The following is a 653-nucleotide window of genomic DNA, read 5'->3' as shown; positions in this document are numbered from 1 at the left end:
CACATGCTGGAGTCGAGCAACAACTTACGTGCGGTGCAAGAGCTTTTAGGTCACGAGAACATATCGACGACCCAAATTTACACACACTTGGATTTCCAGCATCTAGCGCAAGCGTATGACCAAGCCCACCCACGCGCCCGCAAAAAGAACGGGGAGTGAGCCAAAGCATGAAATTTTATCGCCGTATCGAGCCGATTAAGGCCATGACATTCGATCTGGATGACACGCTGTATGACAACCATCCAGTGATTGTCCGTATGGAGCGCGAGTTACTGACCTGGTTGCAACAAACGCATCCTGCAGTGGCGCACATGGAAAAGGCCGACTGGTTGCAGGTAAAAAAACATGTTCTCCAGCAACGTCCAGATCTCAAAAGCGATGTGACGCTTTGGCGCCTAGTGCAGTTAAAGCATGGTTTTCTATCCGTTGGCTACGATGAAGCGCAAGCTCAAGTTGCAGCGGAAGAGGGCGTGCAACTGGCGTTGGAATGGCGCAGTCAGTTTGACGTGCCGCAGCAAAGTCTCGATGTATTGGCGGAGTTGGGAGAACGCATTCCTCTGGTGGCGATCACCAATGGTAATGTCGACTTAGATAAAATCGGTTTGACGCCATACTTCCAATGCGTATTAAAAGCGGGCCCTGACGGTCTCGCC

Annotated in this window: 2 protein-coding genes; both read left to right on the top strand. The window is 51.3% G+C overall.

Annotated features, from left to right (window positions below):
* Positions 1 to 159: tyrosine-type recombinase/integrase (locus tag R7Z47_RS25215; RefSeq protein ID WP_318130813.1), on the top strand; the 159-nt coding region annotated here is incomplete at its 5' end.
* Positions 160 to 167: 8 nt separating this feature from the next.
* Positions 168 to 653, top strand: a 486-nt coding sequence (locus tag R7Z47_RS25210; RefSeq protein WP_318130812.1) for an HAD family hydrolase, incomplete at its 3' end; no start/stop codon positions are given.

It is taken from the genome of Vibrio sp. 1641 (assembly GCF_033339995.1).
GTDB classification, from domain to species: Bacteria; Pseudomonadota; Gammaproteobacteria; order Enterobacterales; family Vibrionaceae; genus Vibrio; species Vibrio alginolyticus.
The sequence above is the reverse complement of the archived record's forward strand: the minus strand, read 5'-3'. Positions and strand labels throughout refer to the sequence as shown.